This is a genomic window from Lysinibacillus composti (assembly GCF_016908465.1).
Taxonomy (GTDB): domain Bacteria; phylum Bacillota; class Bacilli; order Bacillales_A; family Planococcaceae; genus Ureibacillus; species Ureibacillus composti_A.
On the sequence record NZ_JAFBDY010000004.1, the window covers coordinates 66,722 to 89,591 of the forward strand.

The following is a 22,870-nucleotide window of genomic DNA, read 5'->3' on the forward strand; positions in this document are numbered from 1 at the left end:
TCTACAGAAAGATGCTCTAAATGACTTGATAATAACAGCTTTTAGAGTGATATATGTACGTACCGAAAGTAGAAAGGCGGTATGAAAATGCAGATTAACTATAATGTTACAGGACCAAAAAGAAAAGCACTGGTTAACGCAATCAGCCAAGAACTAAATGCCCCTGTAAAATATCTCGGAGCACCTACATTTGCATATGAGGTGGCAGACTACAATGTTAACAAAAACGGAGTTCTAAGTGGACCAGACAATAAGGAACTGGTCGATGATCTATTGAGATTTCACGATCTCAAAGCAATTTCAGAAGAATTTGACACACCACTTCCGAAAGCAGAAGTAAATGAAAGGGAAGAATCTATCAATCTGATAATTCAAATGCCACGGGCGGATTTTACCGACACGGCAATCGAGAACCTAAAAGGATTAGTAGAAAGTAAAGCTACTCTTATAAAGAAAGCACTTGATACGGACTCCATTCCCATCATTGAAGATGAGGAATATGTCACCTTCCCTTGGTTTCAAGGTAAGTGCGCCTCAGAGGAGGTTAAGGCATACACCCATTTTGTCACGGCACTTTGCGAAATGGCGAAAAAACAGACCCGTGTCAATTCCACCGAGAAATCAGTAGAGAATGAAAAGTACGCTTTCCGTTGCTTCCTGCTAAGGCTTGGTTTTATAGGACCAGAATATAAGATGGGACGAAAGATTCTCCTCTCGAGGCTTTCAGGTAGCTCCGCTTTCAAAAGCGGAACGTTCAAGCAGGAGGTGAGTGAACAATGAATATCATTCACCCTGAAATGTTAAAGCAACTAAGAAGCTATTACACTCCAGGAACTCGTGTCATGCTACTTAAAATGAACGACCCTTATACCAAACTTCAAACTGGATCTAAAGGTACGGTTACTAGTGTTGACGACATAGGAACGATTCATGTCAGTTGGGATTCCGGTGGCTCTCTTGGAGTGGCCTTTGGTGAGGATTTATGCAAGAAAATCGAAGAGTAAAACATACACAATTTAAGCCAATTGTGGCAGTAAATATGTAGATTTATATTGTAGTATTGTTTTCGAAGGAGTCAACTAATGAATGAAATAATCAAGGAACAAATCCTTTCCATCCGAGAAAGTGGAGTCACAAATATGTTTGATGTGAACCGAGTCCAGTATGAAGCAAATGAACGAGGGTTTTATGAATTGGTAGTTTATATAATAGACCATAAAGCGGAATATGCTCATTTCATACTGACGGGGGAAGTGGATGAAAATAAGTAAATAAAATTAAACTAGGATAAGAAGAAGGGCTTCATCTATAGGATTGAGGCTCTTTTCTTTTGTCCTTTTTCATAAAGGGGCGGTGTTTATGCGGAAACTGAAGAAATATAAGCCGACCGCCTTTATAGCTGATGGTTCATATTACGATGAGGATGCTGCTGATTACGCTGTAGCTTTTATCGAAGCACTCTCCCATACGAAAGGTTTATGGGCAGGTAAGCCTTTTGAACTTATCGATTGGCAGGAGCAAATAATCCGTGATTTATTCGGAATTTTAAAGCCAGATGGATATCGGCAGTTTAACACTGCTTATGTAGAGATACCTAAAAAGATGGGAAAAAGCGAGCTTGCCGCAGCAATTGCGCTTCTCCTCACTTGCGGTGATGGTGAAGAACGGGCAGAGGTGTACGGTTGTGCCGCTGACCGCCAGCAGGCATCAATTGTATTTGAAGTAGCAGCCGATATGGTGCGGATGTGTCCAGCGCTGAATAAACGAGTAAAGTTGCTTGCTTCAACTAAGCGATTGGTGTACCTGCCGACCAACAGCTTCTATCAGGTATTGTCGGCTGAAGCCTACTCCAAACACGGCTTCAATATACATGGTGTTGTTTTTGATGAACTTCATACTCAGCCAAATCGGAAACTATTTGATGTTATGACGAAAGGATCTGGGGATGCAAGGACCCAACCGCTGTATTTTCTTATCACCACTGCGGGGACGGATACTCAGAGTATCTGCTACGAAACACACCAAAAAGCGGTTGATATTATTGAGGGCAGAAAATACGATCCTACCTTTTATCCCGTAATCTATGGTGCCAAAGAAGAGGATGATTGGACAGATCCAAAAGTGTGGAAGAAAGCAAATCCAAGCTTGGGAATTACGGTGGGGATTGACAAGGTAAGGGCTGCTTGTGAAAGTGCAAAGCAGAACCCAGCTGAGGAAAATAGCTTCCGGCAATTGCGCTTGAATCAATGGGTTAAACAGTCTGTCCGTTGGATGCCAATGGCAAAATGGGATGCCTGTGCATTTCCAGTTATTCCAGAAAGTCTTGAAGGGCGGGTATGTTATGGAGGTCTTGACCTATCTTCTACAACAGACATTACAGCCTTTGTGTTGGTGTTTCCACCGGAGGATGAAACAGATAAATACGTTGTTCTTCCGTATTTTTGGATGCCAGAGGACAACATTGACCTCCGAGTCCGAAGAGACCATGTGCAATACGATCTTTGGGAGAAGCAAGGGTATATTCTAACTACAGAAGGCAATGTAGTACATTACGGCTACATTGAGCGGTTTATTGAGGAACTTGGAGAAAAGTATAACATTCGAGAAATTGCTTTTGACCGTTGGGGAGCTGTTCAAATGGTTCAGAACCTTGAAGGATTAGGCTTTACTGTCGTTCCTTTCGGTCAAGGCTTTAAAGATATGTCACCACCAACCAAAGAACTGATGAAATTGACATTAGAAGAAAGAATAGCGCACGGTGGGCATCCAGTACTTCGTTGGATGATGGACAACATCTTTATAAAAACTGATCCGGCGGGCAACGTGAAGCCGGATAAAGAAAAAAGTACAGAAAAAATAGATGGCGCGGTGGCAACTATCATGGCACTTGATCGTGCTATTCGTTGTGGCTCAGGTAATAGTGGAGATTCGGTGTATGACGAGCGAGGTTTGATTGTCTTTTAAACCTTAATGGTTAGCACAATGTTTATATTCGGAGGTGATGCCTATGAATCTAATAAAAGGACTGTTTCGTTCAAGAGACAAACCGCAAAATCGTGTGGGTAGTGCGTTCTCCTTCCTGTTTGGCGGTACGTCATCTGGCAAAATGGTTAATGAACGTACTGCAATGCAGGCAACAGCAGTGTATGCCTGCGTAAGGATATTAGCTGAAGCGATTGCCGGACTGCCACTTCATGTATATAGATATCGTTCTGATGGAGGTAAAGAAAGGATTCCTTTCCATCCGCTGTATTACCTTCTTCATGATGAACCAAATCCAGAGATGACTTCATTCGTGTTTCGAGAAACACTGATGAGTCATCTTTTACTTTGGGGAAATGCCTATGCACAGGTGGTCAGAAACGGTCGTGGGCAGGCAGTTGCACTTTATCCCCTACTTCCTAACAAGATGGAAGTTAGTCGAGCAACAAACGGAGAGCTGGTCTATACCTACTATCGTGATACTGATGAAAGTGGCCTAAACCCAAAAGGTGGCTATGTCACACTCCGTAAAGATGAAGTTCTACACATACCTGGCTTAGGTTTTGATGGACTCATTGGCTATAGCCCAATCGCTATGGCGAAAAATGCAATCGGTATGTCACTTGCTACTGAAGAGTACGGTGCGGCATTCTTTGCCAATGGTGCTAATCCCGGAGGTGTGCTGGAACACCCAGGAGTAATCAAAGATATACAGAGGGTCAAGGATAGTTGGAATAGTGCCTACCAAGGCACAGGCAATGCTCACAAAATTGCTGTGTTGGAAGAGGGCATGAAGTTCCAAGCCATTGGTATCCCGCCTGAACAGGCACAATTCCTAGAAACACGGAAATTCCAAATTAATGAGATTGCGAGGATTTTCCGAGTACCGCCCCATATGGTGGGAGATTTAGAGAAATCCAGTTTCTCCAATATTGAGCAGCAGTCTTTGGAGTTTGTAAAATACACCCTCGATCCTTGGGTGGTGCGATGGGAACAAAGTCTCCAGCAATCGCTTATTTTGCCTTCTGAGAAAACTTCACTGTTTATCAAGTTCAATTTGGACGGTCTGCTTCGTGGTGATTACCAAAGTCGTATGAATGGCTACGCTACAGGTCGTCAAAATGGCTGGATGTCAGCCAACGATATCCGTGAACTGGAGGACATGAACAGAATACCGGCTGAGGAAGGCGGCGATTTATATCTGGTTAACGGAAATATGACAAAACTGGCTGACGCAGGTGCGTTTGCCAAAACCGAAGGAGGTCAGTAAATGAGGAAGTTTTGGAACTGGGTGCGAGATTCTGATGAAGAACGTACCCTCTATTTAAATGGAGTGATATCCGAAGAAACGTGGTGGGGCGATGAGGTCACACCTAAGATTTTTAAAGATGAATTGCTGGCAGGCACCGGCGATATTACGGTGTGGATTAATTCCCCTGGTGGTGATGTGTTCGCAGCAGCCCAGATTTATAACATGCTGATGGAGTATACCGGAAAAGTCAATGTAAAGATTGATGGGCTTGCGGCAAGTGCGGCATCCGTTATTGCAATGGCTGGTGGAGATGTATATATGTCCCCTGTTTCCATGCTGATGATCCATAACCCATCAACGATTGCTATCGGTGACAGTGAGGAAATGCTGCGAGCAAAGGCTCTATTAGATGAGGTCAAGGAAAGTATTATTAATGCCTATGAGTTAAAGACGGGCCTTTCTCGAACAAAACTCTCTCATCTGATGGATGCAGAATCATGGATGAATGCAAATAAAGCCATTGAACTTGGTTTTGCAGACAAGATCATGTTCATGGAAAGTGAAACACCGGATTTGACGGATAGTCTTATCTTTAGCAGGATGGCGGTTACTAACTCGCTTATCAGCAAACTGCCAAAACAACCAAAACAGAAAACAGGTACACCCATTGAGTCGCTGGATAAGCGGCTTTCTTTAATTTCGCACTAATTTTAAGGAGGAAATAACAATGAGTAAAATTCTTGAATTGCGTGAGAAACGCGCTAAAGCTTGGGACGCAGCAAAGGCATTCCTTGATTCAAAACGTGGCGGTGATGGACTGTTATCCGCTGAGGACACGACAACCTATGAAAAAATGGAAGCCGATGTGGTGGCTCTTGGTAAGGAAATTGAACGTTTAGAACGCCAAGCATCTATCGACTTGGAACTGTCGAAAGCAACCAGTAACCCAATTACCAACGAACCTACTAGAACTGGAGAGGAAAAGACCGGTCGTGCAAGTGCTGAATACAAAAAAGCTTTCTGGAATGCGATGCGTGACAATGTTAGCTATGAAGTAAGAAACGCTCTAAAGATTGGCACTGATTCTGAAGGCGGATTCCTTGTACCAGATGAGTTTGAACGTACTCTAGTAGAAGCTCTTGAGGAAGAAAATATTTTCCGTAGATTGGCTAATGTAATCACTACATCTTCTGGTGACCGTAAGATTCCTGTTGTTGCAAGCAAAGGCACTGCGAGCTGGATTGATGAGGAAGGAGCTATTCCTGAAAGTGATGACAGCTTCGGTCAAGTATCTATCGGTGCTTATAAACTAGCAACGATGATCAAAGTCTCTGAGGAACTGCTAAATGATTCCGTGTTTAATCTCGAAAGCTACATCACAAGAGAATTCGCACGTCGCATTGGTAACAAGGAGGAGGAAGCCTTCTTTGTAGGTGACGGTACAGGGAAGCCAACAGGACTTCTGAATGCTACTGGCGGCGGTCAAGTTGGTGTTACTGCGGCAAGTGCCACTGCCATCACTTTGGATGAGGTTTTAGATTTATTCTACAGCTTGAAAGCACCTTATCGTAATAAGGCAGTATTCGTAATGAACGATGCCACAATAAAGGCTATTCGTAAATTGAAAGACGGTAATGGGCAATACCTATGGCAACCTTCCATCCAGGCAGGAACACCTGATATGATCCTTAACCGTCCGCTGTACACCTCAGCATATGTACCTACTATTGAAGCAGGTGCAAAGACTGTGGTATTCGGTGATTTTAGTTATTACTGGGTGGCAGACCGTCAAGGACGAGTATTCAAACGCTTAAATGAACTCTATGCTGTCACAGGTCAAGTAGGATTTATTGCGACTCAACGAGTTGACGGAAAGCTTATCTTACCGGAGGCCGTTAAGGTACTCCAACAGAAAGCCTAACGGAGGTGCTTTATGAGTTATAACACGAAGAACTATACCGAACAAGGCGGAGAAAAAACTGTTATCGGTGGCGTTTTAGAAATTAAAGAGGGGGCCTCGGTTACGGGGCTTCCTGTTCTTGAAAATCAGGCAGACAGCATAGCTACCGATGTTGCTGGATTAGTTACGGACTTCAATTCTCTGCTCGCCAAACTAAAGGCAGCGGGGCTTATGGAGACTGACTAAGGTGGAATGTAAAGGAGGTTGGTAGTATGGCAGTGGCAGATAATCTCTTGCCTAAAGTTAAAGCGAACTTAATTTTAACGCATGATCAGGATGATTCCCTCCTTATTGGATTTATCACTGCTGCAGTTTCATATGCACAGAGCTATCAGCATGTTCCTGAAAACTATTATGAAACCCATGCCATGCCTCCAACAACAGAACAGGCAGTGATTATGTTGTCGAGTCATTTCTATGAAAGCAGGGATGGCTCGACGGCAGGTTTCTTTGCAGATAGTGTACAGGCGGGGCAACAAGTATGGAACACAGTGAACTTACTTTTACGACTTGACCGAGAGTGGGGTGTTTAGTATGAGTTTTGGAAAGATGAACACCTTCATCGATATCATCTGTACGGTACCAATAAAGGATGAGGAAGGCTTCGCCACAAAAGGTGACAACATACTCGCTAGTGTACTTGCTTATAAGGAAGATCGGCATGGCAGTGAACGGTGGACGAATATGGCATCATTTTCATCTGCAACTTCCCTATTCAGGTTCAGGAAAATCTTCGGACTTAAGGTGACGAATGAAATGGTCATCGTCTGTGATGATGGAAGATATCAGATTTTAAGTGTTGAGGATGTAAGAAATCGAGGAATGTATGTCGAGGTTTTAGCTGAAAAGCTAGAACCAACTGTGAGGTGATGGATATGGCAAAAGCGAATATAAAGATGCCAGAAGAATTCCTTTTAAAGGTATCTCGATTAGCTGACCAGACCGATGTGATTCTTCCTAAGGTTTTGGAAGTTGGCGGTGAAGTGGTGCTGGATAAAGTTAAAGGAAATCTAAGTAAGGTGGTTGGCAAGGGCACGAAATATCCATCTGAAAGTACGGGCGAGCTGCTATCTTCATTAGGACTCTCGAGTGCAAAGCAGGATAGAAACGGTAACTTCAATGTAAAAGTTGGCTTTGCTGAGCCGCGATCTGACGGTGAGAGCAATGCTAAACTTGCCAGCATCATCGAATATGGCAAACATGGTCAGCCTGCAAAACCCTTCCTAAAGCCTGCGAGGAATACATCCAGGAAACCTTGCATCAACGCAATGGTCGCCAAGCTGGAGGAGGAGATCGAGAAAATATGAATATTTTAGAGGAATTGAATACCCTTGTTTCCACTATACCGCTTCCCGTGGAAACCGGGGTTTTTTCAGGTTTGGCACCAGATGAGTATGTCGTGATTCTCCCTCTTTCGGATATTTTTGAAGTTCATGCTGATAACCGTCCAGGCTTTGATGTGCAGGAAGCGAGGATATCACTGTTCTCTAAAAATAACTATCTAAGGCGGAAAAGACAGCTCACAACTTCTTTAATAAATGCAGAGTTTACTGTGACAGAACGAAGATATATCGGTCACGAGGATGATACTGGATATCATCATTACGCCATCGATGTGGCTAAAAACTATAGATTGGAGGAATAACACATGGCAACGATCGGTCTTGATAGACTGTACTATTCAAAAATAACCGAGGACGCTAACGGTGAGGAAACTTATGCCCAACCTTCTGTACTTGCAAAAGCCATCACTGCTGAACTCTCGGTAGAACTGGTGGAAGCAATTCTGTATGCTGACGATGGCGCAGCTGAGGTTGTGAAAGACTTTAATAGCGGTACTCTCACTCTCGGTGTAGACGACATTGGCCCGACAGTCGCAGCGGATTTAACTGGAGCTTCTACTGATGACAACGGGGTATTAATCTCAGCCAGTGAAAACGTGGGTACACCAGTTGCAGTAGGGTTTCGTGCGCAAAGGGCTAACGGAACATACCGCTATTTTTGGCTGTATCGCGTTAAGTTTGGACTACCAGCTACCAACTTACAGACAAAGGCTGATTCCATTACCTTTTCAACACCCACCATTGAAGGAACTGTTATGCGTAGGAATAAGCTGGATGGATTGGGCAAGCACCCATGGAAAGCGGAAGTTACAGAAGGTGATCCGGGTGTTTCATCGACCACCATAACAGGCTGGTTCACTGAGGTCTATGAACCTGTATATACACCTGAACCATAGGAGGAGAAATAATGGATAATGAAAGAAGTGCCTCAATCAACATAGGTGACAAAGAGTATGAACTGGTTTTAACTACACGTGCAACAAAGGCCATTGCCGGTCGTTACGGTGGTCTTGAAAACCTTGGAGAAAAACTGATGAAATCAGAAAACTTCGAGATGGCACTGGACGAGATTGTTTGGCTAATCACGCTGCTTGCAAACCAGTCCATTTTGATTCGCAATCTTAAGAATAAGAACGCACCAGAAGAATTGTTGACAGAGGAAGAAGTGGAGCTTCTTACCTCACCGCTTGACTTAGCGGCATATAAAACTGCAATTACCGAGGCGATGTTCAAAGGTACAAAGAGAAATGTAGAAAGTGAGGAGGAAACTCCAAAAAACGTGGAAGTCGGGTAACGGACGCTGAGGTCTTTACCCGGCTTCTTTATTATGGAACGGTTCAGATGGGCATGGAAGCAGAGGAATTCTGGCTTATGCCAATTGGGCTGTTTTTTGATTTATGGACTTGCCACAAGCAATGGCATGGTATTGAAAAACCAAAGAAAACTCGGACCATTGACGATATTATCCCACTAGGCATATAGGAGGAGGTGAAGGGATGGCGGACAATTTTGGATTAAAAATAGGTGTCGAGGGTGAGCGAGAATTTAAGAAGGCACTCTCGGAAATTAATCAATCATTTAAGGTACTAGGTAGTGAAATGGCCCTTGTAACCAGTCAATTTGATAAGAATGATAAATCCATTCAATCGATCACGGCACGAAATGCCGTTTTAAATAAAGAAATTGACGCACAGAAAGAAAAGATTTCAACCCTTAAGGCTGCCCTTGACAATGCCTCCTCCTCTTTCGGTGAAAATGACCGCCGCACCCAAAACTGGCAGATCCAATTAAATAGGGCTCAGGCAGAACTGAATCTAATGGAGCGTGAACTAGAAGAGTCCACAATTGAAGCGGATAATCTCGGTGAAGAGTTAGAGGATTCTGGTAAAAGTGCAGAGGATGCTGGTGGCAGGTTTGAAAAGCTTGGGGGTGTACTTAAGGGAATTAGTGTGGCGATGGGTGCGGTTGCCGTTGCCGCTGGAGCCGCGGCTATTAAGTTAGGTAAAGAGGTAGTTACTCAGTTCGGAGAATTAGAACAAAACCTAGGTGGATCGGAGGCGGTTTTTGGTGCATACGCTGCATCGATTCAGAAAACGGGTGAGGAAGCTTATAAAAATCTTGGGGTTTCCCAAAGTGAGTATCTTGCGACCGCCAACAAAATGGGTGCGTTGTTCCAAGGTTCTGGTATACAGCAACAGAGAAGTCTTGAGCTAACTGAAAAGGCTATGCAACGTGCGGCAGACATGGCATCTGTTATGGGTATTGATATGTCCTCGGCATTGGAGGCAGTCACTGGGGCGGCAAAGGGTAACTTTGATATGATGGATAACTTAGGTGTTGCGATGAACGCTACAAACATCGAAGCCTATGCTCTCGCAAAGGGTCTGGATTTCACTTGGAATACTGCAACACAAGCGGAAAAAGCCGAAGTAGCAATGCAAATGTTCTTTGAGAACACAGAGCAGTATGCAGGTAACTTTGCAAAAGAATCAACCGAGACAATCTCCGGTTCTATTGGGTTACTACAGGCCGCACTTGGTTCATTTACAGCTGGACTCGGTAATGCCAATGCTGATATGACGAATCTGACTGAGAATCTTGTTGATGCTTTCGAGGCGGTTGTCACTAATATTGTACCGGTTTTAGAAAATATCGTAGCCGCCTTGCCAACAGCGACAGGCGCAATATTAGCGGCGGTTGCAGAATTGCTACCAATGCTTCTTGAATTAGTTACAAATATATTCACGCAAGTACTGGAAACAATGTTAAATCTTTTACCGGAACTTATCCCAGCTGCAGTAAGTGCTCTAATGACGATTGTCGGTGCATTAATTGATAACCTTCCACTGCTAATAAATGCAGCAATTGAATTAGTAACAGCACTTGTGGAGGGAATCGGCATAGCGTTACCACAACTCATCCCTGCGGCAGTTTCTGCAGTTATGCAGATTGTCCAAGGATTGATGGATAACCTACCACTCATTTTGGATGCCGCTTTGCAGTTGATTTTAGGATTAGCACAGGGATTGGTAGATGCCATACCCCAGCTTACTTCTGCATTGCCTGTCATCATCAAAGCAATAGTGGATTTTATCATTAAATCTATTCCGCAGATTATTGAAGCGAGTATTCAATTATTGTCCTCACTGGTTACAGCTTTGCCTACCATTATTACAGCAGTTGTGGAAGCAATTCCGCAAATTATCGACAGTATCATCAATGCTGTTATTGGCTCGATTCCTTTGATTATTGATGCAGGTATCCGGCTTCTAGTTTCACTCATTCAGGCATTGCCGCAGATTATTACTACTGTTGTAGGTGCTATTCCCAAGATTGTTAGCTCGCTGGTCAATGCCGTTATTGGTAACATCGATAAGATTATCTTAGCGGGTGTACAACTGTTTGTGGCATTGATTGCAAACCTACCAAGGATAATCGTGGAGATTGTTAAAGCAGTACCGCAGATTATCTCTGGACTGATCAAAGCCTTTACTGGCTATATCGGTCAAATGGCTCAAGTGGGTGGCAATCTGATTAAAGGTCTATGGCAAGGTATTTCAGACGCAGGGGCATGGCTATGGAGTAAAATATCTGGATTTTTCGGAAATGTTGTTTCAAGGATTAAAGACTTCTTCGGTATCCGCTCTCCTTCAACCCTATTTGCTGGAATTGGCCGCAACATGGGTGAAGGTATCGGTGTAGGTTTTGAGGATGCAATGACAGCAGTTTCAAGGGATATGCAAAATGCAGTGCCAACCAGCTTTGACTTTAATTACAGAGGTGTATCTGGGCAAGGCAATGCCACTGGTGCAAGTATCACTCAAAACATTTCTGTAGTGACACCTAAGGCTCTATCAGAAAAAGAACTAGCACGGGAGTTTAAGAACCTATCCCGTAAACTGGCACTTGAATTGTAAAGGAGGTACGGCAATGGAACTAACATATACCAATAGAGATGGAGAGAGTATTACGCTAAAGCAAAGCCGACCGTACTTTCTTACGAAGATAGATGGTACTGGCAACATCCGTCAAACTGTTAACACTTTCAAGGCGCCAGACCAAGATGGCGCTTTTTATATTTCCTCCACACTAGATATGCGAAACATAACGATTGAAGGTACGGTTGTTGCTGATACTCCCGATGAAGCTTATAAAAGGAGACAACACTTCCTTCAAATATTCAGCCCAAAGCTACTAGGAACCCTTCAATACCGTGAGAGACAGATTTCCTGTGTGGTAGAGGAAGCAGGTTTTAGTGTTTCTAATCGGCAACGAATACCAAACTTCTTTGTCAGTCTGCTCTGCCCATCCCCTTTCTTTGAGACATTAAATGAGGTGCGAGAGGAACTGGCATCATGGATACCGCTATTTGAGTTTGAATTGGAAATTCCAATGACTGGGATGGAGTTCGGAATGCGTCAACCTAGCCAAATCATTACGGTGGAAAATATAGGGGATGTATCTTGTGGATGCGAGATAGTGTTTAGGGCCTTAGGTACTGTGTCGAACCCTGAACTATTAAACATAGACACGGGAGAATATATCCGACTTCTCACTACAATGAGCGCTGGGGATGAACTTCGTGTATATACCCATTTCGCTGGTAAGCGTGTGATCCAAGTTGATGGTTCAACGGTTACAAATGCTTTTTCACTGTTGGATACCAATTCGGTGTTCTTTCAACTGGCGGCAGGCCTTAATACACTGAGATACGATGCTTCTGTCAATATGGAATTGTTAGAGGTTAGTATTTACTTTCGTCCGCAGTTTCTGGGGGTGTGAAAATGGAACTGTATATCTACAATTCAAACCGGGAGCTTGCAGGCATTGTTGAATCCTTTGAGTACTTACGCTGGACGAGACGCTATTCCCAGTGTGGCTCATTTGAGTTAAAGGCGATAGCAACTCCAGAGAATACAGAACTCTTAAAGGAAGGGAATATCATCTGGAAAAATGATGATGAGGAAGCCGGGATCATTGAGCATCTGGAACTTTCTCAAACCGAGCATGAAATTATTACTGCAAGTGGTCGTTTTGCAACTTCCTTCCTCTCCCGCCGCATTGTTTGGCAAACGGAGAAACTGTCTGGTGACATATCTGTCTGTGTGGAGCAGTTGATAAATAATAATCTTATCAATCCTTCTGATACAGCAAGGAAGATTTCAAACATAACCTTTTCTGCTCCAAACTTAAATGTTCCCATCAGCACACAAATATCGTATAGAAATTTGATGGATGCGGTGACAGGACTATGTGTTGCTTCAGATATTGGCATTAAGACCGTGTTCTCTCCTGCGACAGGGGGATTTACCATATCGTTGTATAGAGGAAAGGAATCACAAGCAGTATTTTCTAAGGAATATGAAAATCTTACTGAACAGATTTATACGATAAGTGCAGGAGATTATGCCAACACTGCCCTTGTTGCTGGTGAAGGAGAAGGCACAGAGCGAACCTTTATTTCGATTACAGGTGGCTCAGGTGAGACAAGACATGAAATTTTTGTGGATGCTAAGGATTTGCGGGCGGAAGACTTTGGTTCGGATTACATTGATACACTAATCTTTCGAGGTCAAAGTAAGCTTAGTGAGCAGGCCATACGATATTCATTTGATACATCTATCAATCCACACGGCAATTTAACATATAAGATAGACTTCGATCTTGGGCAGACCGTCAAAGTTATTTCCAAAGCATGGGGTGTATCCATGACGACACGTATCACCGAAGTCGAGGAAACCTATGACGCAGACGGCCAGAGCATCAGTGTAGTGTTTGGAAAAGCGGAGTTAACGATAGCACAAAAAATCCGCTCTGACTTAAGCGAGGTTAAAACAGCGATATTTGCTCCAACGGGCATATCCGAAATTGCACAGGCTATAGGGACCGTGGAGGAAACGTTGGGAATTGTGGAGGAAACCTTAGGTGACTTGACTGAGGTAGATTCAGAGATTCAAGGAGACAGCGTAGCATCTACTATCAATAATCTGTATGGTAAACTACCAGCACTCGAAATCAATGTGGGCGGAGGTACTATATCCATTGGACAATATGCGTTGTACCATATGAACTCTGGGGATGCCTTTTATTTCACCTCATGGAGTGGCAATAAGTTTAGTGACCAGCCAAGTGATGACGGTCATGTCTTTTTGGTAAAGCATAACGGGGATAACACGGGGAATGGCTATCAGCGGGCAATGGGTTTCTTTATTTCTCGTAATACCATGACATTTTATGTGATTTCTGTTTTCGTATTTAACAACCCTTCTGGTCAAGCAAACTGGCTTAATATCAATAACGAACCTGTAACTACTGCAAGGATTGCCAATGGAGCAGTCACTGGCTTGAAAATTACAGACCGTACAATTACAGCCACTAAACTGGCTTCTTCCTTTAGCGACTACTCAACTACAGAACAAAACACAGGGCGGCTATGGATAGATGGCAAGACGATTTATCGTAAAGAGATAAATCTCGGTTCGCTTACGGATACAACACCAAAACATGTACCTCATGGTATAGCAAACCTCAGCACTGTTGTCAGTTTAACCGGTTTTGTCACGAATGGGAGTGTTTTCTTGCCACTGCCCCTTGCTCGTTACAACAACTTTGCATCTCAAATCGGACTCTTCGTGAATATGACCGACATTGTAGTCGAACCAGGCAATGATAGAACTGCATATACAGGCTATGTAGTTATAGAGTACACAAAAACCGTTTAGTAAGGAGGGAATAGTTTATGGAGAAAAGTGGATTTTTCAACTCATCTGATGGAGATAGAATCTATGACGCGACAGATTTCGCTGCATATTTTGGAAGCCTTGTCTCGAATGGTGTATTTTATTCTACACCAACAAACCTTCTGGTGTCTCCAGGGATTGGGTTGGTAGTGAGCATAGCAGCGGGCAGTGCGTGGATTAATGGTTATCGATATGAAAATACGGATGTTTTAAACAAACCACTTTCTACAGCAGACGGAAGCAATCCTCGCATAGACCGGGTTGTGGTTCGCTTAAGTCAAATTACGAGGAGCATTCAGCTTGCCATTGTCACGGGTACTCCCGCAGCAACACCCATAGCTCCAGAGTTGACAAGAACAAGCGATGTCTATGAACTTGGCATCGCTGATGTTTTAGTACCTTCGGCTGCCACATCGATTTCAGCAAATAACATTATAGATACCCGATTGAATACTAGCCTTTGTGGGCTGGTAAACTCGCTAGTTTCGGCTGTTTATGAATAGGAGGAGGTGAATGTAAGTGGCGGATATTAATGGCATCACTCTGCAGGCGGGTTCTAGCCCGACCGTCCATTACACAATTACTTATACCAAAAGCCGTCTAAATAATAGTCAGATGAGATACAATTTCACCATATCCGCTGCGTTGGGTTCATCAGGTTCCTTTATCCGTAGTGGTTATGCATTGCTTTGCACTATGACTGTAAATGGATCTTCTTCACAGGTACGTATTAAAGCGGCGGATGGAGATAACTGGGAAGGGACCACACCAAGGCTCAGATATGTTTCGGTAACCTGCGCTTCTACTACAGGTAATGCAACCCAGCCAGTCACATTCAAAGTGGTATCTGATGGACGATTGCCATTATCCTCTGGTGTAATTACCAATTCAAGCTATACGGTACTAAGTGCTCCATTGCTTACTACAGCTTGTGGAGCCCCAACATCTTGTACTGTTTCTCCAACACTTGCGGAAGGGAATGTGACTCTTTCTTGGAGCGGTGCTTCTGGAGGCATCAATAATACGATTTCCAGTTATGAGATTCAATATAGTGATTCCGCCGATAATGTCACATGGGGAGCATGGACTGCTCTGACAACGGTGACCACCACAGCGACAAGTGGTAGTGTATCCGTTGCACCGCCTCCTACCCGAGGTAATTATCGTAGATTTCAGGTACGAACCCGTGGTACAGCAGGTGCTAGTTATTACTCTAGCTGGAAAGTATCCACAAACAGCATCCGCAGAAATACGGTGCCAAAGCCAGCGACGACTGCTGTTGCCTCCCCGGCAGCATATAGCGATGAGACTATCACGCTTAATTGGAGCGGAGCATCTAACGGTACCAGTCCAATTAAGGGATATCAAATTGCCAGTCGCACATCTACGGATAATAGTACTTGGAGTGCGTGGAATGTGTTGACCACGTTGACACTGGCGGCAAGCGGAGGGAGCTATAACCCAATAGTTTCAAGGACTCCAGGAACATATACTCAATTTGGTATTTGGACAATTGATACATTGGATGTTTATTCAATAGAAAAAGTCAGCAATAGTATCTATTGTAATGTCACAGCTTGTGCAGCACCGACCCTTTGCACGGTAAGTGCAACATTATCTGAAGGAAATGTCACTCTTTCTTGGAGCGGAGCATCTGGCGGTGCAGGTAACCCTATCACTTCCTATGAAATACAGTACAGTGATTCACATGATAACATCAATTGGGGTGCCTGGCTGGCATTGGCTATAGTCAATACTTCTGCAACAAGCAGTATTTTAAATGTCAGTCCACCTGCTACACGTGGCCATTATCGTCGGTTTCGAATAAGAACTCGTGGTACGGCTGGTGAGGATTATTACTCAGACTGGACTATTTCCAGCAATACTGTTCGTAAAAACATACTGCCCATACCACCGACTATTTTTGCCGCAAACCCTCCTATATATGAAGCTAATACAATAAATCTTTCATGGAGTGGGACGGTACCTGGAACCAGTGCGATTAAGCAGTATGTCATACAACAGTCTACATCGACAGATGGTGTGAATTGGTCGGCATACGTAGCACTGACGACTATTATTTCAAGCAATACCTCAGGTAGCCTTCAGGTAAATGCTTCACAAATAGCTGGTCGGTATACCCGTTATCGAATCAGTGTTACAGATGCACTTGATGCAGTTTCTGCCTTTGTAGTTAGCAACATGGTAAAGAAAAACAGCCCACCTGCATCACCAGTAGTGGACTGTCCAATGTCTGGCAATTTTACTTATAACTCTACACCACGTTTTATGATTACAACAGGGATTGAACCAGATGGACAAACACAAATAGTGGAGGTAAGGATTGACTCTGGTCCATGGCAAAATAGCGTGGACAATCCTGAGCGGTTTTCTGTAAGCGGCTATCTTGGTAATGGTGTCAAGACGATTTACCAAGCAGAACCTCTTTCTGTAGGAAATCATACCGTTACTTTTCGTTGCCTTGACAGTGATATCGAGTCAGCAAGCACAGAAGTTGTTCGTACCTTCACGATTTTAGCATTACCTTTTGAAATCATCACCGCTAATGTGACACATGTAAAGGCAGCGCATATTAAGACGTTTCGAACTGCTATAAACAGGGTACGTAGCTATTACAATATGTCCCCTGCAACTTGGAAAGAGGAGATCATCGCAAGAAAGACCACTGTTAAGAATTGGCCATTCCATATCGTTGAAATGCGTAAAGCTATTGATGCGATTATTATGATGATTAATAGTTTCGATTCTTCCCATGCATTCGATACACCATCTGTCACATGGCTACCTATTGGTACAGGAAGACCTAGGGCAGATGTGATGCAACAAATTCATGACCTAATAAAAATAATGTAAAAATAAAATTCAGCGCTCTTGTCATTTGCAGGGGCGCTTTTCTATATGGAAATACACGAAACGGAGGTGTCTTTAATGAAAGAAATTTGGAATTGGATACAGCTGGCTATTGCCGCAGTCGGTGGATTTCTTGGGTGGTTTCTCGGCGGTTATGACGGATTTCTCTATGCACTGGTAGCTTTTGTGATCATTGACTACCTGACAGGTGTCTTTTGTGCAATTGCAAACAAAAAACTGTGTAGCGAAATCGGTGCTAAGGGGATTTTCAAAAAGGTACTCATCTTTATAATGGTAGGCATCGCTCATATTATCGATACACAAATTTTGGTTAGTATTGGAGAAAATAGTGGCATTTTACGAACAGCAGTAATCTTTTTCTACCTAAGTAATGAAGGAGTATCCATTTTAGAGAACGCTGGACATATTGGACTGCCTATTCCAGAAAACCTAAAATCGGTTTTACAGCAACTACATGGACGTGATGGGGAACCGTCTAAGCCTGGTGGTGGAAGATGATTGACTTAATATTTGATTAGAGGTGATTTTAATGAAGTTACGCAAACTATTACTTACGAACAATGCCTGCTATAAAGCGGGTAAAACCATAACGCCAAAAGGTATTATGGTTCACTCGACTGGTGCAAACAACCCATGGTTGAAGCGCTACGTTGGCCCAGACGATGGCTTGCTAGGAAAGAACCAGTATAACAACCATTGGAATCAAAACAAACCTGGAGGGCGTCAAGTTTGTGTCCATGCCTTCATTGGTAAATTAGCAGATGGTTCCATTGCTACCTATCAAACCTTGCCTTGGAATCACCGGGGTTGGCATGCTGGAGGAGATGCGAATAACACGCATATAGGATTTGAGATTTGCGAGGACGGTCTAACCGATACCTCGTATTTTTCTGCTGTTTATAAGGAAGCAGTGGAGCTTTGTGTACATCTTTGCAAACTCTATGGACTTAGTGAGAAGGATATCATCTGTCATAGTGAAGGCTATAAGCAAGGTATAGCCAGTAACCATGCGGATGTGATGCACTGGTTTCCTAAGCATGGCAAGACCATGGATACCTTTAGAGCGGATGTTAAGAAACTTCTAAGCGAAGAAGAAAAATCAGCAGAACCAGTGAAAAAGAAATATTACCGTGTACAAATAGGTGCATACACTGTCAAAGCAAATGCTGAGGCAGAGCTTGCCAAAGCTAAAAAGGCAGGCTTTACGGATGCATTTATTAAGTATGATTAATCAAAAGGGCGAGTTTAAAACGGTGTTTCTTGATTTTCACAAAGTCTCTCAAATAAATTATTAAACAATTAATTTATCTAGCCTGTGGGGGTTCTTCCCTTGCAGGCTCTTTTTTTATGCTCTGATTCAAATTAATTCTTACAAATCCTCAACTTCGACCTGTTCCCACGGCTATTAGGTAGGAGGTGATTCCTAGTGAATCAGCACGAGGATAAAAAAATTACAAAGATTTCAGATGAGATTATAGACAAAAGCGTTGAATTAAAGAAAGTATCACAGGAACAGCTACAGCGTGAGTTTGATTATATCCAGGCAGAAAAGATGCTGAGAAAGATGCTCGGAAAAGGCTTAATAACTGAAATAGAATTCCACAAGATAGACGCACTAAATCGCCAAACTTTCTCCCCTTTTTTAGCAGAGATAATGCCCTGAAATCGTTGATATATAAGGGTTTCAGAGGTAATATGAGACCTACCAAGAAGGAGGTGAGAGGATGAAAAAGATAACGAAAATAGAAGGAAATCTAGCCAACTCTTTTATTAAGCCAAAAACACGAGTAGTTGCCTACTGCCGAGTTTCAACAGATAGTAATGAACAGCTAGTCAGCTTGCAAGCACAAAAGGCCCATTATGAGACCTACATAAAGGCGAATCCAGAATGGGTATATGCAGGCCTATATTATGATGAGGGAATCAGCGGTACGAAAAAGGAAAACCGCTCTGACCTGCTTAGGATGTTATCAGACTGTGAAACTGGGAGAATTGACTTAATCATTACAAAGTCCATCAGCCGATTTGCGAGAAATACTACAGACTGCTTGGAGATGGTTCGAAAACTGATCGACCTTGGGGTTCATATCTATTTTGAGAAGGAAAACATCAATACAGGTTCAATGGAAAGTGAATTGATGCTCTCCATTTTAAGTGGGCTTGCAGAAAGTGAGTCAATTTCCATTTCTGAAAATACTAAATGGGCAATTCAAAGACGATTTCAAAACGGGACCTTTAAAATTTCCTACCCACCATATGGGTATCAAAACATTGACGGTCAGATGATAGTAAACCTCAAGCAGGCTGAAGTTGTGAAGTATATTTTTGCAGAGGTATTATTGGGCAAAGGCACACAGAAAGTTGCAAATGATCTTAATCAAAAGGGTATCCCTTCAAAAAGAGGTGGTCGTTGGACAGCTACTACAATTCGAGGAATTCTGACCAATGAAAAATATACTGGCGATGTTATTTTGCAAAAGACTTATACTGACAGCCATTTTAACAGGCACACCAATTACGGTGAGAAAAATATGTACCTAGTAGAAAACCATCATGAGGCAATTATCAGCCATGAAGATTTTGAAGCTGTGGATGCCGTTCTCAATCAAAGAGCAAAGGAAAAAGGCATCGAAAAGCGCAACTGCAAATATCTAAACCGATATGCTTTCTCTAGCAAAATTATCTGCTCGGAATGTGGCAGTACCTTTAAAAGACGGATTCATTCATCTGGAAGAAAATACATCGCTTGGTGCTGTAGTAAGCATATAAGCAATATAACGGAATGTTCTATGCAGTTCATTCGAGATGAAGATATAAAGACTGCATTTGTCACGATGATGAATAAGCTCATTTTCGGTCAGAAATTCATATTAAGACCACTTTTGAATGGGTTACGTAACCAGAACAATGTAGCAAGTTTTCGCAGAATTGAAGAGTTGGAAACTAAGATTGAAAACAACATGGAGCAGAGTCAGATGCTGACGGGTTTAATGGCCAAAGGGTATCTGGAACCTGCTTTATTTAATAAAGAAAAGAATTCACTGGAAGCAGAAAGAGAAAATCTTCTTGCTGAAAAAGAGCAACTTACTTATTCCGTCAACGGCAATTTTGCAAAAGTTGAAGAAGTTGAGTGTTTGCTTAAGTTTGCCACTAAGTCCAAAATGCTCACAGCCTATGAGGATGAGTTGTTTGAAAGTTATGTAGAGAAGATTATTGTTTTTTCACGAGAGGAAGTTGGATTTGAATTAAAATGTGGCATCACATTGAAGGAAAGGTTGGTGAATTAGATGGGTCACACACCCTATGGATATAGAATTGAAGATGGAAAGGCTGTTGTAGATGATATAGCAGCGGAAAAAGTAAGGGAATTATTTTCAGGGTACTTGGCAGGACTTTCTTTGAAGGATGTTGCTAAAAAAGCTGGGATAGACTGCTACCACGCCACAGCAAGTAAGATGTTGCAAAACAAGCACTACCTTGGCGATGAATTCTACCCTCCAATTATTGATGAGGAGACATTTGAAAAAGCAAGAGTAGAAAAACGAAAACGAGCAGAAAAGCTAGGAAGGATATGGGAACCTAAAGATGAACCGGAAACGGATTATCCTATAAAGTTCAAAGCAAAACCTCTAGTGCAAAAATATGACGACCCATACAAGCAGGCGGAATATGCCTACAGTTTGATAGAAAGCGAGGTGTAAAAAGTGGCAGTGAGTAGGAATGTAACAGTCATTCCGGCAATTCAACGAATCGGAAATAATAAAAATGGTGAAAGCAAACCCAAAATACGAGTGGCTGCTTACTGCCGTGTTTCAACGGATAGTGAGGAGCAAGCTTCAAGTTATGACATTCAGATTGAACATTATACAAATTATATTAAGAAAAACAAGAAATGGGAATTGGCAGGGATTTTTGCGGATGATGGCATCACAGGTACAAATACCAAAAAGCGAGATGAATTCAACCGCATGATTGAAGAGTGTATGGCAGGCAATATCGATATGATCATCACAAAATCTATCAGCCGATTTGCCAGAAATACGTTAGACTGCCTTAAATACATCCGTCAGTTAAAGGATAAAAACATTGCTGTGTTCTTCGAGAAAGAGAATATCAACACCATGGATTCCAAGGGTGAAGTCTTGTTGACCATTATGGCATCCCTTGCCCAACAGGAAAGCCAATCCTTAAGCCAAAACGTAAAGCTAGGTATTCAGTATCGATATCAACAAGGTGAAGTTCAGGTCAACCACAAGCGTTTCCTTGGATACACCAAGGATGAAAACAAGCAGCTAGTGATTGATCCAGAGGGAGCTGAGGTGGTTAAACGGATTTATAGGGAGTACCTTGAGGGGGCGAGCCTTTTACAGATAGCAAGAGGACTAGAAGCAGACGATATTCTAACAGCGGCAGGTAAATCAAAATGGAGGCCAGAAACGCTGAAAAAAATACTACAAAATGAAAAGTACATCGGTGATGCCCTTCTACAAAAAACATATACGGTTGATTTCCTTTCTAAAAAGCGAGTCAAGAATAACGGCATCGTTCCCCAGTATTATGTAGAAAACAGCCATGAGCCTATCATTCCACGCGACCTTTTTATGCAGGTTCAAGAAGAGATGGTTCGAAGAGCAAATCTTCGGGGCGGCAAAGGCGGTAAAAAGAGAGTCTATAGCAGCAAGTATGCTTTATCGAGTATTGTTTACTGCGGTCATTGCGGCGATATTTACCGACGAGTACACTGGAATAACCGAGGTTACAAGTCTATTGTTTGGAGATGCGTCAGCCGTTTGGAGGAAAAAGGGTCTGAATGTACGGCCTCTACCATAAACGAGGAAATATTACAGACAGCAGTGGTCAAGGCTATTAACGAACTTTTGGCTAACAAAGAACCCTTCCTCTCAACGTTACAGAAAAATATAGCCACCGTACTTAATGAAGAAAATGATAATGCCACCGTTGATATTGATGGCAAATTGGAAGAATTGCAACAACAGCTTCTAATCCAAGCAAAGTCCAAGAATGACTATGAAGATGTGGCTGATGAAATTTATCGGCTTCGTGAATTGAAGCAAAATGCACTAGTTGAAAATGCAGAGCGAGAAGGAAAAAGGCAACGAATCGCTGAAATGACTGATTTCTTGAATGAACAATCCTGTGAGTTGGAGGAATATGATTAACAGTTAGTAAGGCGACTTATTGAGAAAGTAACGATATATGAAGATAAGCTCACCGTTGAATTCAAGTCTGGGATTGAGATTGACGAAGAGATATAGAATATTAACCGCCAATTAGGGGCTAGCACCCTTTGGCGGTTAATATTGGATTTTTTTAATTTTAAAGTTGCTTAAAACGACTTGTTGTGTTAAAATATACGCTGATACAAATAAGAATTTAGGAGGAACCGAAACTATGACAGCCTCAATGCGTTTAAGATAAGCTGGCAATAAAAAAAGCAGAATCTATCCCCGATGATAGGCTTTTTTGTTGTGCTTATTTATACGATATTGAGCATTCATTAGTTACGGTGAGGATATAGGTCATTTAACTATACCTTTATTTAACTATGTCTTTATTATGAATGTTTCCATATTGTATGTATGCAGACCAAAAGCCACATTGTGGATTTAGGCCTGCATTTTTTATTGCCTAGAATGCTATTCAAAATAGAAATTCAAGCAAAATAATATGCAGGAGATAA

Annotated in this window: 25 protein-coding genes; all 25 read left to right on the plus strand. The window is 42.5% G+C overall.

What is annotated here, in order from left to right; all coding sequences use genetic code 11:
* Window positions 1–87 precede the first annotated feature (87 nt).
* The 25 genes from JOD29_RS06560 to JOD29_RS06680 all read left to right on the plus strand — a co-directional run bounded on the left by JOD29_RS06560 (window position 88) and on the right by JOD29_RS06680 (window position 22,349).
* Window positions 88–780: a hypothetical protein gene (locus JOD29_RS06560; RefSeq protein WP_001166740.1), complete on the plus strand. Its 693-nt coding sequence runs from the start codon at window positions 88–90 to the stop codon at window positions 778–780.
* Window positions 777–1,004: a DUF4314 domain-containing protein gene (locus JOD29_RS06565; protein ID WP_028988120.1), complete on the plus strand. Its 228-nt coding sequence runs from the start codon at window positions 777–779 to the stop codon at window positions 1,002–1,004. The genes JOD29_RS06560 and JOD29_RS06565 overlap by 4 nt, the downstream gene beginning before the upstream one ends.
* A 78-nt stretch (window positions 1,005–1,082) precedes the next feature.
* On the plus strand, window positions 1,083–1,271 hold the full coding sequence (locus tag JOD29_RS06570; RefSeq protein ID WP_001002418.1) for a DUF5049 domain-containing protein: 189 nt from the start codon (window positions 1,083–1,085) through the stop codon (window positions 1,269–1,271).
* An 88-nt stretch (window positions 1,272–1,359) separates the two neighbouring features.
* The gene (locus JOD29_RS06575; RefSeq protein ID WP_039236532.1) at window positions 1,360–2,964 is read left to right on the plus strand and encodes a terminase large subunit; all 1,605 of its coding nucleotides are present in this window, start codon (window positions 1,360–1,362) and stop codon (window positions 2,962–2,964) included.
* 43 nt (window positions 2,965–3,007) lie between these two features.
* Window positions 3,008–4,252, plus strand: coding sequence for a phage portal protein (locus JOD29_RS06580; protein ID WP_001048933.1), 1,245 nt, complete (start codon window positions 3,008–3,010; stop codon window positions 4,250–4,252).
* Window positions 4,253–4,942: a head maturation protease, ClpP-related gene (locus tag JOD29_RS06585; RefSeq protein ID WP_124763834.1), complete on the plus strand. Its 690-nt coding sequence runs from the start codon at window positions 4,253–4,255 to the stop codon at window positions 4,940–4,942.
* A 19-nt stretch (window positions 4,943–4,961) separates the two neighbouring features.
* Window positions 4,962–6,155 (plus strand): phage major capsid protein, encoded by a 1,194-nt coding sequence (locus tag JOD29_RS06590; RefSeq protein WP_124763835.1) that lies wholly within the window; start codon window positions 4,962–4,964, stop codon window positions 6,153–6,155.
* A 12-nt stretch (window positions 6,156–6,167) separates the two neighbouring features.
* Entirely contained in the window at window positions 6,168–6,380 is a 213-nt protein-coding gene (locus JOD29_RS06595; RefSeq protein ID WP_039236521.1) for a head fiber protein, read from the plus strand.
* Between the two features lie 47 nt (window positions 6,381–6,427).
* Window positions 6,428–6,727: a head-tail connector protein gene (locus JOD29_RS06600; protein ID WP_437439940.1), complete on the plus strand. Its 300-nt coding sequence runs from the start codon at window positions 6,428–6,430 to the stop codon at window positions 6,725–6,727.
* A 1-nt stretch (window position 6,728) separates the two neighbouring features.
* Window positions 6,729–7,064: a head-tail adaptor protein gene (locus JOD29_RS06605; protein WP_039236515.1), complete on the plus strand. Its 336-nt coding sequence runs from the start codon at window positions 6,729–6,731 to the stop codon at window positions 7,062–7,064.
* A 5-nt stretch (window positions 7,065–7,069) separates the two neighbouring features.
* Window positions 7,070–7,501, plus strand: a complete 432-nt coding sequence (locus JOD29_RS06610) for an HK97-gp10 family putative phage morphogenesis protein (protein ID WP_039236512.1) — start codon at window positions 7,070–7,072, stop codon at window positions 7,499–7,501.
* Window positions 7,498–7,839: a hypothetical protein gene (locus tag JOD29_RS06615; protein WP_039236509.1), complete on the plus strand. Its 342-nt coding sequence runs from the start codon at window positions 7,498–7,500 to the stop codon at window positions 7,837–7,839. Before JOD29_RS06610 ends, JOD29_RS06615 begins: the two co-directional genes overlap by 4 nt.
* Before the next feature lie 3 nt (window positions 7,840–7,842).
* Window positions 7,843–8,433: a major tail protein gene (locus JOD29_RS06620; RefSeq protein WP_018664396.1), complete on the plus strand. Its 591-nt coding sequence runs from the start codon at window positions 7,843–7,845 to the stop codon at window positions 8,431–8,433.
* Window positions 8,434–8,444: 11 nt separating this feature from the next.
* A complete protein-coding gene (locus JOD29_RS06625) occupies window positions 8,445–8,831 on the plus strand; it encodes a hypothetical protein (protein WP_053995425.1) in 387 nt (128 codons plus the stop codon).
* 202 nt (window positions 8,832–9,033) lie between these two features.
* Window positions 9,034–11,454 carry a phage tail protein gene (locus tag JOD29_RS06630; RefSeq protein WP_124763836.1) on the plus strand — a complete coding sequence of 807 codons (2,421 nt, stop codon included), beginning with the start codon at window positions 9,034–9,036 and terminating at the stop codon, window positions 11,452–11,454.
* A gap of 13 nt (window positions 11,455–11,467) precedes the next feature.
* A complete protein-coding gene (locus tag JOD29_RS06635; protein WP_040036569.1) occupies window positions 11,468–12,319 on the plus strand; it encodes a phage tail family protein in 852 nt (283 codons plus the stop codon).
* A 2-nt stretch (window positions 12,320–12,321) separates the two neighbouring features.
* Window positions 12,322–14,259, plus strand: coding sequence for a siphovirus ReqiPepy6 Gp37-like family protein (locus tag JOD29_RS06640; RefSeq protein ID WP_040036568.1), 1,938 nt, complete (start codon window positions 12,322–12,324; stop codon window positions 14,257–14,259).
* Between the two features lie 17 nt (window positions 14,260–14,276).
* Window positions 14,277–14,780, plus strand: a complete 504-nt coding sequence (locus JOD29_RS06645; protein WP_018664403.1) for a hypothetical protein — start codon at window positions 14,277–14,279, stop codon at window positions 14,778–14,780.
* Window positions 14,781–14,796: 16 nt separating this feature from the next.
* On the plus strand, window positions 14,797–17,151 hold the full coding sequence (locus JOD29_RS06650) for a fibronectin type III domain-containing protein (RefSeq protein WP_124763837.1): 2,355 nt from the start codon (window positions 14,797–14,799) through the stop codon (window positions 17,149–17,151).
* 75 nt (window positions 17,152–17,226) lie between these two features.
* On the plus strand, window positions 17,227–17,667 hold the full coding sequence (locus JOD29_RS06655) for a phage holin family protein (protein ID WP_124763943.1): 441 nt from the start codon (window positions 17,227–17,229) through the stop codon (window positions 17,665–17,667).
* Between the two features lie 31 nt (window positions 17,668–17,698).
* On the plus strand, window positions 17,699–18,400 hold the full coding sequence (locus JOD29_RS06660; protein WP_124763838.1) for an N-acetylmuramoyl-L-alanine amidase: 702 nt from the start codon (window positions 17,699–17,701) through the stop codon (window positions 18,398–18,400).
* 195 nt (window positions 18,401–18,595) lie between these two features.
* On the plus strand, window positions 18,596–18,832 hold the full coding sequence (locus tag JOD29_RS06665; RefSeq protein WP_124763839.1) for an SHOCT domain-containing protein: 237 nt from the start codon (window positions 18,596–18,598) through the stop codon (window positions 18,830–18,832).
* Between the two features lie 61 nt (window positions 18,833–18,893).
* A complete protein-coding gene (locus JOD29_RS06670; protein WP_124763840.1) occupies window positions 18,894–20,456 on the plus strand; it encodes a recombinase family protein in 1,563 nt (520 codons plus the stop codon).
* Window positions 20,457–20,870, plus strand: coding sequence for a recombinase family protein (locus tag JOD29_RS06675; RefSeq protein WP_124763841.1), 414 nt, complete (start codon window positions 20,457–20,459; stop codon window positions 20,868–20,870). It begins immediately after the preceding gene.
* Window positions 20,871–20,873: 3 nt separating this feature from the next.
* Window positions 20,874–22,349 carry a recombinase family protein gene (locus tag JOD29_RS06680; RefSeq protein ID WP_437439941.1) on the plus strand — a complete coding sequence of 492 codons (1,476 nt, stop codon included), beginning with the start codon at window positions 20,874–20,876 and terminating at the stop codon, window positions 22,347–22,349.
* Window positions 22,350–22,870: the final 521 nt, after the last annotated feature.

What these genes read in the sequence shown, in the direction of transcription:
- JOD29_RS06570 (WP_001002418.1), top strand. Translation starts at nt 1,083, where the DNA reads ATGAATGAAATAATCAAGGAACAAATCCTTTCCATCCGAGAAAGTGGA.
- JOD29_RS06645 (WP_018664403.1), top strand. Translation starts at nt 14,277, where the DNA reads ATGGAGAAAAGTGGATTTTTCAACTCATCTGATGGAGATAGAATCTAT.
- JOD29_RS06605 (WP_039236515.1), top strand. Translation starts at nt 6,729, where the DNA reads ATGAGTTTTGGAAAGATGAACACCTTCATCGATATCATCTGTACGGTA.
- JOD29_RS06635 (WP_040036569.1), top strand. Translation starts at nt 11,468, where the DNA reads ATGGAACTAACATATACCAATAGAGATGGAGAGAGTATTACGCTAAAG.
- JOD29_RS06595 (WP_039236521.1), top strand. Translation starts at nt 6,168, where the DNA reads ATGAGTTATAACACGAAGAACTATACCGAACAAGGCGGAGAAAAAACT.
- JOD29_RS06615 (WP_039236509.1), top strand. Translation starts at nt 7,498, where the DNA reads ATGAATATTTTAGAGGAATTGAATACCCTTGTTTCCACTATACCGCTT.
- JOD29_RS06565 (WP_028988120.1), top strand. Translation starts at nt 777, where the DNA reads ATGAATATCATTCACCCTGAAATGTTAAAGCAACTAAGAAGCTATTAC.
- JOD29_RS06560 (WP_001166740.1), top strand. Translation starts at nt 88, where the DNA reads ATGCAGATTAACTATAATGTTACAGGACCAAAAAGAAAAGCACTGGTT.
- JOD29_RS06580 (WP_001048933.1), top strand. Translation starts at nt 3,008, where the DNA reads ATGAATCTAATAAAAGGACTGTTTCGTTCAAGAGACAAACCGCAAAAT.
- JOD29_RS06655 (WP_124763943.1), top strand. Translation starts at nt 17,227, where the DNA reads ATGAAAGAAATTTGGAATTGGATACAGCTGGCTATTGCCGCAGTCGGT.
- JOD29_RS06620 (WP_018664396.1), top strand. Translation starts at nt 7,843, where the DNA reads ATGGCAACGATCGGTCTTGATAGACTGTACTATTCAAAAATAACCGAG.
- JOD29_RS06675 (WP_124763841.1), top strand. Translation starts at nt 20,457, where the DNA reads ATGGGTCACACACCCTATGGATATAGAATTGAAGATGGAAAGGCTGTT.
- JOD29_RS06625 (WP_053995425.1), top strand. Translation starts at nt 8,445, where the DNA reads ATGGATAATGAAAGAAGTGCCTCAATCAACATAGGTGACAAAGAGTAT.
- JOD29_RS06585 (WP_124763834.1), top strand. Translation starts at nt 4,253, where the DNA reads ATGAGGAAGTTTTGGAACTGGGTGCGAGATTCTGATGAAGAACGTACC.
- JOD29_RS06590 (WP_124763835.1), top strand. Translation starts at nt 4,962, where the DNA reads ATGAGTAAAATTCTTGAATTGCGTGAGAAACGCGCTAAAGCTTGGGAC.
- JOD29_RS06640 (WP_040036568.1), top strand. Translation starts at nt 12,322, where the DNA reads ATGGAACTGTATATCTACAATTCAAACCGGGAGCTTGCAGGCATTGTT.
- JOD29_RS06630 (WP_124763836.1), top strand. Translation starts at nt 9,034, where the DNA reads ATGGCGGACAATTTTGGATTAAAAATAGGTGTCGAGGGTGAGCGAGAA.
- JOD29_RS06610 (WP_039236512.1), top strand. Translation starts at nt 7,070, where the DNA reads ATGGCAAAAGCGAATATAAAGATGCCAGAAGAATTCCTTTTAAAGGTA.
- JOD29_RS06660 (WP_124763838.1), top strand. Translation starts at nt 17,699, where the DNA reads ATGAAGTTACGCAAACTATTACTTACGAACAATGCCTGCTATAAAGCG.
- JOD29_RS06670 (WP_124763840.1), top strand. Translation starts at nt 18,894, where the DNA reads ATGAAAAAGATAACGAAAATAGAAGGAAATCTAGCCAACTCTTTTATT.
- JOD29_RS06575 (WP_039236532.1), top strand. Translation starts at nt 1,360, where the DNA reads ATGCGGAAACTGAAGAAATATAAGCCGACCGCCTTTATAGCTGATGGT.